6 protein-coding genes are annotated in these 6,973 nt (G+C 59.3%); 4 read left to right on the top strand and 2 right to left on the bottom strand.

Annotated features, from left to right (window positions below; genetic code table 11):
* Positions 1–166 precede the first annotated feature (166 nt).
* Positions 167–1,234, bottom strand: coding sequence for a halocyanin domain-containing protein (locus GJR96_RS16825; protein ID WP_151164643.1), 1,068 nt, complete (start codon positions 1,232–1,234; stop codon positions 167–169).
* Between the two features lie 159 nt (positions 1,235–1,393).
* Between GJR96_RS16825 and GJR96_RS16820 the strand changes: the two genes are divergently transcribed.
* Positions 1,394–2,035 carry a helix-turn-helix domain-containing protein gene (locus tag GJR96_RS16820; RefSeq protein WP_151164641.1) on the top strand — a complete coding sequence of 214 codons (642 nt, stop codon included), beginning with the start codon at positions 1,394–1,396 and terminating at the stop codon, positions 2,033–2,035.
* A 32-nt stretch (positions 2,036–2,067) separates the two neighbouring features.
* Here GJR96_RS16820 and GJR96_RS16815 read toward each other — a convergent pair whose 3' ends face one another.
* A complete protein-coding gene (locus GJR96_RS16815; protein WP_151164639.1) occupies positions 2,068–2,442 on the bottom strand; it encodes a winged helix-turn-helix domain-containing protein in 375 nt (124 codons plus the stop codon).
* A 271-nt stretch (positions 2,443–2,713) separates the two neighbouring features.
* Between GJR96_RS16815 and GJR96_RS16810 the strand changes: the two genes are divergently transcribed.
* The 3 genes from GJR96_RS16810 to GJR96_RS16800 all read left to right on the top strand — a co-directional run bounded on the left by GJR96_RS16810 (position 2,714) and on the right by GJR96_RS16800 (position 6,900).
* On the top strand, positions 2,714–3,871 hold the full coding sequence (locus tag GJR96_RS16810) for a multicopper oxidase domain-containing protein (RefSeq protein ID WP_151164638.1): 1,158 nt from the start codon (positions 2,714–2,716) through the stop codon (positions 3,869–3,871).
* A 272-nt stretch (positions 3,872–4,143) separates the two neighbouring features.
* On the top strand, positions 4,144–5,088 hold the full coding sequence (locus tag GJR96_RS16805) for a UbiA family prenyltransferase (RefSeq protein WP_151164636.1): 945 nt from the start codon (positions 4,144–4,146) through the stop codon (positions 5,086–5,088).
* Positions 5,089–5,205: 117 nt separating this feature from the next.
* The gene (locus tag GJR96_RS16800; protein ID WP_225317780.1) at positions 5,206–6,900 is read left to right on the top strand and encodes a sensor histidine kinase; all 1,695 of its coding nucleotides are present in this window, start codon (positions 5,206–5,208) and stop codon (positions 6,898–6,900) included.
* The last annotated feature ends 73 nt before the right edge of the window (positions 6,901–6,973 follow it).

Raw genomic sequence — 6,973 nt, 5'->3', positions numbered from 1 at the left:
ACAGGAGGTGGTTCACTGTCGAGGGTTTAGGTCGGATACGACGCTTCCCGGAACACGTCACGGCGGACGAAGATGTTCGGGGCGTTCCCTTCAACTGTCGAATGTCAAAAACCTGCAGTTCTCGTGGCAGCCAAATGACCGAAAGAACGCAGACGAATTACGGAGATTACTCAGGTTTTTTCTCCGGGTAGGTTTTGCCACCCGTCTCATCTTCTTTCAACCAGAGGAACACGCCAAAGAGCGCCGGCGACGCGATTGCCGCGCCGAACGTCCCGGCGAGTGCGAGTCCACCGAAGTCTTCCATCTTCGGGTCGTCGAACGGTTCGGCAACCTGTGCATTGCTTCCACCGTCACCACCCTCGGCGACGACAACGACTCCTTTCATACCGAGCGTCTCGTGCGGCGTGCAGGCGTACGTGTGCGTACCTGCCTCCTCGAACGTGTGTTCGAAGGTGTGGCCGCTCTCGCTGGTGAGTTGTGACTCGAAGGCATCGTCCGTATCCACGACGTTGTGTGACCCGCCCTTGCCAGTCCATTTCCAGACGACTGTCGTGCCCGGTGAAACGCGAACGGCCGCCGGACCGAATCCGAACGCCCCGCCGTTCGCCTCGGCACCGACGTCGATGGTCACTCGTTCGAGGCCCGTCTGGTCGGTGACTGTGTCGTAGTTCGACGTGTTCTCTAACCACGCGTCGACGTCTTCACCCTGTGAGGATGCAGTCTCCGACTCGGCGGTGCCTGTGGACGATTGGGTGACACTGCCACCGACGACGACTGCACCTTTCATCCCCAGCGATACGTGTGGTGAACAGACGTACTTGGAGACACCCTCACCGTCGAAGGTGTGCTCGAACGTGTGTCCAGCGTCGCCGACGAGTTCGCTCGCGAACGACCCGTCTTCGGCGGTCACGTCGTGAACGCCTCCGTCGCCGGTCCACTCCCAGACGACTGTCGTTCCCGGGTCGACGCGGATGGCAGCAGGCCCGAACCCGTACGCACCGCCGTTGCCATCTGCGCCGACGGTCACCGTCACGGTAGACGTGCCAGTCTTGTCGACGACGCCGTCGTAGTTCGATGTGTTTTCGAACCACGTGTCGAGGGCTGCTTCGCTCGTCTGTGCAGTCGTTGTCTCGGCGACGGTTCCGAGGGCAGACCCAGAGACTGCAGCGCCGCCGAGTAGTCGAAGGACACTCCGTCGGCCGACCGCTGTGGAAGGTGAATCGTTCGTGGTCATGAGTTTTTCGTGGCGATGGTGTCGAGACACCTCGCCCGACAGTCGAATCGACGGCATTGTGATGGAAAACCGGGGACGCTCGTTCCCGAACGCCGACCGGATGGCCGAACATGTTCGCACACACTTTTGACTCTAACAGCCGAGAGGTACAACATACAGATGCCCCGAGCGACACTCTCACTCACGCTTCCCGAGCAAATCTGGGTGTCCGACCTCTCCAGTCGATACCCCGAGGCCGAGTTCACGGTCCTCGCCGCGATGCCCGCCGAGGAGACGGGCGTTGGACTCGTCGAGATTCACGCGACAGACATCGAACCCATCGTGACCGCGTTGGACGAGTACGACACTGTCGTCTCGGTGACGATTCTCGAGGCCCGTTCGGACCGAGCGTTGGTCCAGTTCGAGACGACAGAACCACTCTTGATTCTCTCGCTCAGCGAAGTCGGAATCCCACTCGAACTCCCGATTACCATCGTCGACAGCGAAGTCGTCGTCGAGGTCACAGCACCGAGAGAGAACCTCTCAGAGTTGGGTGAGCAACTCACTCAGTTCGGAATCCCGTTCGACCTCCTCTCGATTCACCAGTCCATCGACACCGAGACGCTCCTCACCGACGACCAGTACGAACTCGTCGAGACGGCAATCGAGCGAGGATACTACGATACGCCGCGGACGTGTACCCTCACCGAGTTAGCCGAGGCCGTCGGACTGGCGAAGTCGACGACGAGCGAGAAGCTTCACCGGGCGGAAGGAAAAGTCATGAAAGAGTTCCTCGCCCGCGACACCGTCTCAGTCGCGTGAGAACGAGGGGTCTGGTCCCGACCGAATGAGAGCTATTCGTCCCGGGTCGCCTCTGTCCTTACTTCTGCCCACAACTCAGAGAGTTGGTCAGACGCGGAGCGAGACTGCGAACTGACTGAGAGTTCCAACCCGCCAGCGTGGTGTGTGACGACTACCTCTCGGAATCCGAGTGAGTATTCGGCGGCGGATTGGCCATTGTCACGTTTGGTGAGAAGCCCCGCGTCGACCATCTGTTCGAGTTTCCGGTAGACGGTCGACCGAGGCATCTCACACACGTCTGCGATTTCGCTGGCGGTCATGGGACTATCGAGTGTTCGAAGCACAGTTCGGCACTGGGTACTCGTGAGCGAGTCGAACACCGATTGGAAGTCCGGTTCGAACGCCTCAGAGAGCGGATTCGTGGACATCGTCTCAGTTTTAGGAGGGGTCACACAGCAGGGAGTTCGTGAGTATTGTACTGGGTCTCCGATACCTATCTCGACGGTAGACGTGAAAGGTGTATGGGGCGCAGTGGAATGGTGAACCGAATCGATGGCCGTCGATTCTGACTGGTACGCCCACGGTGCTCGTTTCGGTGGGAGAACCGTAGGGTCGTTGCCGAACATGTTCGAACAGTCTCCGCCGGTGCGGGAACCGTCGAGACGTTATACCGACCCCCCCGGCCAACGCCCGAATGCAATGAGCAAGTACGTCGGTGCCCCCGGTTCGACGATGTCTCGTCGCGAGTTCCTCGCCGCCACTGGTGGTGCAGGCCTCTTTGGACTCGCAGGATGTACCGCACCAACGAACGGGGATGCGAACGCGGCAATCGATGACGGCGACACGGCGACAGCGTCGGCGAGCAGTTCGACGTTGCCGTATACGTCCTCACCCGAAGTCGTGCAAGTAGACGAACAGGGTGGGTCGGTGACGCTCAAGAGTACGCCCGCCCGCCACGCCGTCCATCCACAGGAGACGATGGGTGGCCCCATCGAGTTCCCACAGGTCTGGGCGTTCCAAGCAGACGACGGGTCACCGAGTGTTCCAGGACCGATTCTCCGCACGACAGAAGGGAACGACGTGGAGGTGACCCTCGACAACACTCACGGGATGCGCCCACACACGGTCCACTTCCACGGGGTACAAAAGGCGTGGGAAGACGACGGTGTCCCCACGACCACTGGAATCCGCGTCGACCCCGGTGAGAAGCACACCTACACCATCCCGGCGAACGTTCCCGGGACCCACTTCTACCACTGCCACTACCAGACGCACCGCCACATCGACATGGGGATGTTCGGCATCTTCCGGGTCGACCCGAAGGGGTACGAACCGGCGGACAAAGAGTACTTCATGACGGTCAAGGACTGGGACTCACGGCTTCCAAGACAGATGGCTGGCGAAGACGTGACCTACAGTCCGCGCAACCGCAATCCAGACGTGTTCACAGTCAACGGGAAGAGTGCACCACGAACGCTCCACCCCGAAGACGGGTCACCCATCATCGTCGAACAGGGAGACAAGGTACGCGTCCACTACGTGAACGCGGGGTACATGAGCCACCCGATGCACATTCACAACCATCGATTCCAACTCGTGGAAAAAGACGGCGGTGTCATCCCTGACGCGGCACGGTACGAGAGAGACGTGACCAACATCGCACCCGCCGAACGCCACACAGTAGAGTTCACCGCCGACGCCGACCCGGGAATCTACCTCATGCACTGCCACAAGGTCAACCACGTCATGAACGGGAACTTCTACCCCGGCGGCATGCTCAACGGTGTCGTCTACAAGGACGCGATGAAGACTGACATCTTCTCGAAGTTGATGGAGTACGCGGGGTACGACGCGTGACAGGTCCGAGGTAACTCGGTCGGCCCTGTCTCAAATTCACGGAGCACTCTGAGCATTCACGGGACGCTTCGAACGTTCTCGGCGTAGGGAGCGACGACAGTATCTGAGTGATTTGGATTATCCAAATGTTTTGCGTGGAGAATTCTCCCAAACGGACATCAATAGACGGGTTACTGACACGATTTGGCCGTTCAATTGACGGTTCTGAGGAGTATCGTAGAATCTGACGGGTGGTGGGCCAAGCGAATCGTCCATCAGTCGTCGGAGAAATCATGTCTAGCGAACCACGAAGACTGTCCATTTACTCGGACGGTGCCGACCACCAGCACAGCCAGTTCGTTTCTACGTTGTTGACACATCTAGAACGAACCAAAGACGTCCTCATTCACACCTCGACGTATCTCGTCTTCATCGCGATGGTCCAAGTCGCGACGGTCATGGCCGCCCTCTCCATCGAACCGAATCCGGCACTCCTCATCATCGGACTCGTCACCTTCGCCGTCTACACGGGTGACCGAATCGCCGACGTCGACACCGACGAAGTCTCGAACCCCGAGCAGTCGTCGTTCGTGCGAAGGCACAAGAGTGCCCTCTCGGTGTTGACCGCCGCAACGTACGGATTGGCGATAGCGATATCCGTGCTCGGTGGTCCCGTTGCGCTCGGCGTCACACTCATCCCCGGAGTGTTCTGGGTTCTCTACGCTTCAGATTGGCTCCCGACCATCGGGTCGTACTTCAAGCGCTTGAAGGAGATACTCGTCGTCAACTCGGTCATCGTCGCCCTCGCGTGGGCTATCTCGTTGGTGTTCTTGCCGCTGGCGTTCGCCGACGCTGCCTTCACGCCCGTCGCTGCCGTCATTTTCTTCTACTACTTCCTCGACACGTTCGTCAACACCGAGATTCCGAACGTGAACGACGTGGAGGCTGACGAAGCAATCGGCGTGTCGACGCTCCCAGTCGTCTTCGGCGTCGACCGGACACGCCAGATTGCCTACGGACTCGACATCTTCCTCGTCGGGTTCGTCGTCTTCGCGTACCTGCGCGGACTCCTTGGTAGTATCCTGACTCTCGCGATTCTCGTCGGGCTCGGCTACGCTCTGGTGCTAGCCGCGTTCGTCGGCCGAACCGACCACGAAAGTCGTCTCGGAATCGCAGGTGAAGCCAAACACCTCGTGGTGATGGCGGTCATTCTCGCACTCACCGCGGGTGGATTCTAATCTACTTTCGGTAGATTCTATTCGTCGTTTTCTCGTCTGAAGATACACTGTCATTTCAGCTGCTGTCTTGGTGCATGCGACATTTCATATATCAAGGCAGGGTTGTATGCGGTATCTGTGGCGACTGCGATATCTCTGGTACCGTTGTTGTTCATCTCTATCGCCATCGGGTCGGCAGCGACTATACTGGCATGGCGGGCGCGGCCTGAACCGGGGTCGAAACCGCTCGTCGCACTCCTCGTGGCACAGAGTTGGTGGTCCACGTGCATCATCTTCAAACTCCGTGCACCCACGCTCGATGCGAAACTACTCTGGGCGAATCTAGCGTGGATTGGCGTCGTTGCGATTCCCGTCGCCTGGTTCCTGTTCGCACTCGAATACACCGGGCGCGACGAGTATCTCCAACCCCGATACGTTGGAGCACTCTCGGTCGTCCCCGTTCTGACCGTCATCCTCGCACTCACGGGACAGTACCACGACCTGCTTTACGTTCGACCGACTGGTGTCGAACTGAACGGTGTCGTCTTGTTCGAACAGGGTGGACCATGGTTCTGGATTACCGCGGCGTACACGTACATTCTCGGCATCTTCGGGATGATACCGATTCTCGGCTTGCTCACGAGTGACGCAGTCACCTTCCGGGGGCAGAGCGCCGCGCTCGTCGTCGGATTGCTCGCACCGTGGGTGACCAACATCCTGTTTCTGGCTGGCCTCTTACCGACCTCTGGCGTCGACCCGACGCCAATCGCGTTTTCAGTCTCCGGTATCGTCTACCTCGCGGCACTCACGCAGTTTCGACTCCTCGGGACGAGTCCCGCACCAAACAAGCGCGCTCGGCAGTTCCTCTTCGACCGGATGCAAGGCGGCGCAATCGTCGTCGACGCCAACGACTACGTCGTCGACATGAACGACAGTTCCGTCAGGATTCTCGGCGTCGATTCGACAGACGTTCTCGGGGCACCTGCGAACGAGATTATCCCCGAGTACGACCGTCTCCCCGAAGACGGGGCACTCCCGGGACACCTCACTATCGGTGACGAACTCGGTGGCCACCCGTACGACGTGGTGGCGACGCGAATCACGAACGTCCGTGGAACACCCATCGGCCGGGTAATAACGTTCCACGATATCGGCGAGCACCTTCGCCAACAACAACGTCTCGAAGTGCTCAACCGAGTACTCAGACACAACATCCGCACCGAGACGAACGTCATCTACGGCTACGTCAGCCGCTTCGAAGACGACGAGAACGCACGGACGGTCAAAGAACGGGCGTTACGTATCGAAGAAATCGGGAAGAAGGGCCGGAAAGCGATCGAACTCTTCGACAAGACCCGCGACAGAACGGAGCCCAAATCACTCCAATCGCTCCTCGACCGATGTATCGAATCCACCCGTGACTCGTATCCGAAGGCTACGATAGAACGAAGCCACCCGGACGAAGACGTCGCTGTCGCGGGGTTACTGCGACCAGTCTTTTCGAACGCTATCGAAAACGCGGTCGAGCACAACCCGAGTGAGACACCGCACGTGTGGATTACGGTCGAGGTCGAAGGAGACACCGTTCACGTCGAGGTTGCAGACGATGGTCCCGGCATCGCGGAGTACGAACTGGCGGTCCTCGAAGACGGAACCGAAACCCCACTCAAACACGGGAGTGGGCTCGGCCTCTGGATTGTCAAGTGGGGGACCGACATCGCGGGGGGCGACGTTCGATTCACCGAGAACGACCCAGAGGGGTCTGTCGTTACCATCGAGGTTCCTGTTCTCTCACGAGACGCTCAGGTCGCCCCCTCGGAACGGTCGGACTGAACCGTTTCCGACAGCAAACACGCGTCGAAGGAGACGACGGGTCGTGAACTGGAAGCGGAGACCACCACCGAGT

Source organism: Haloferax litoreum, from assembly GCF_009674605.1.
In the GTDB taxonomy this organism is placed as follows: domain Archaea; phylum Halobacteriota; class Halobacteria; order Halobacteriales; family Haloferacaceae; genus Haloferax; species Haloferax litoreum.
This window is presented reverse-complemented; position numbering and strand designations above follow the sequence as displayed.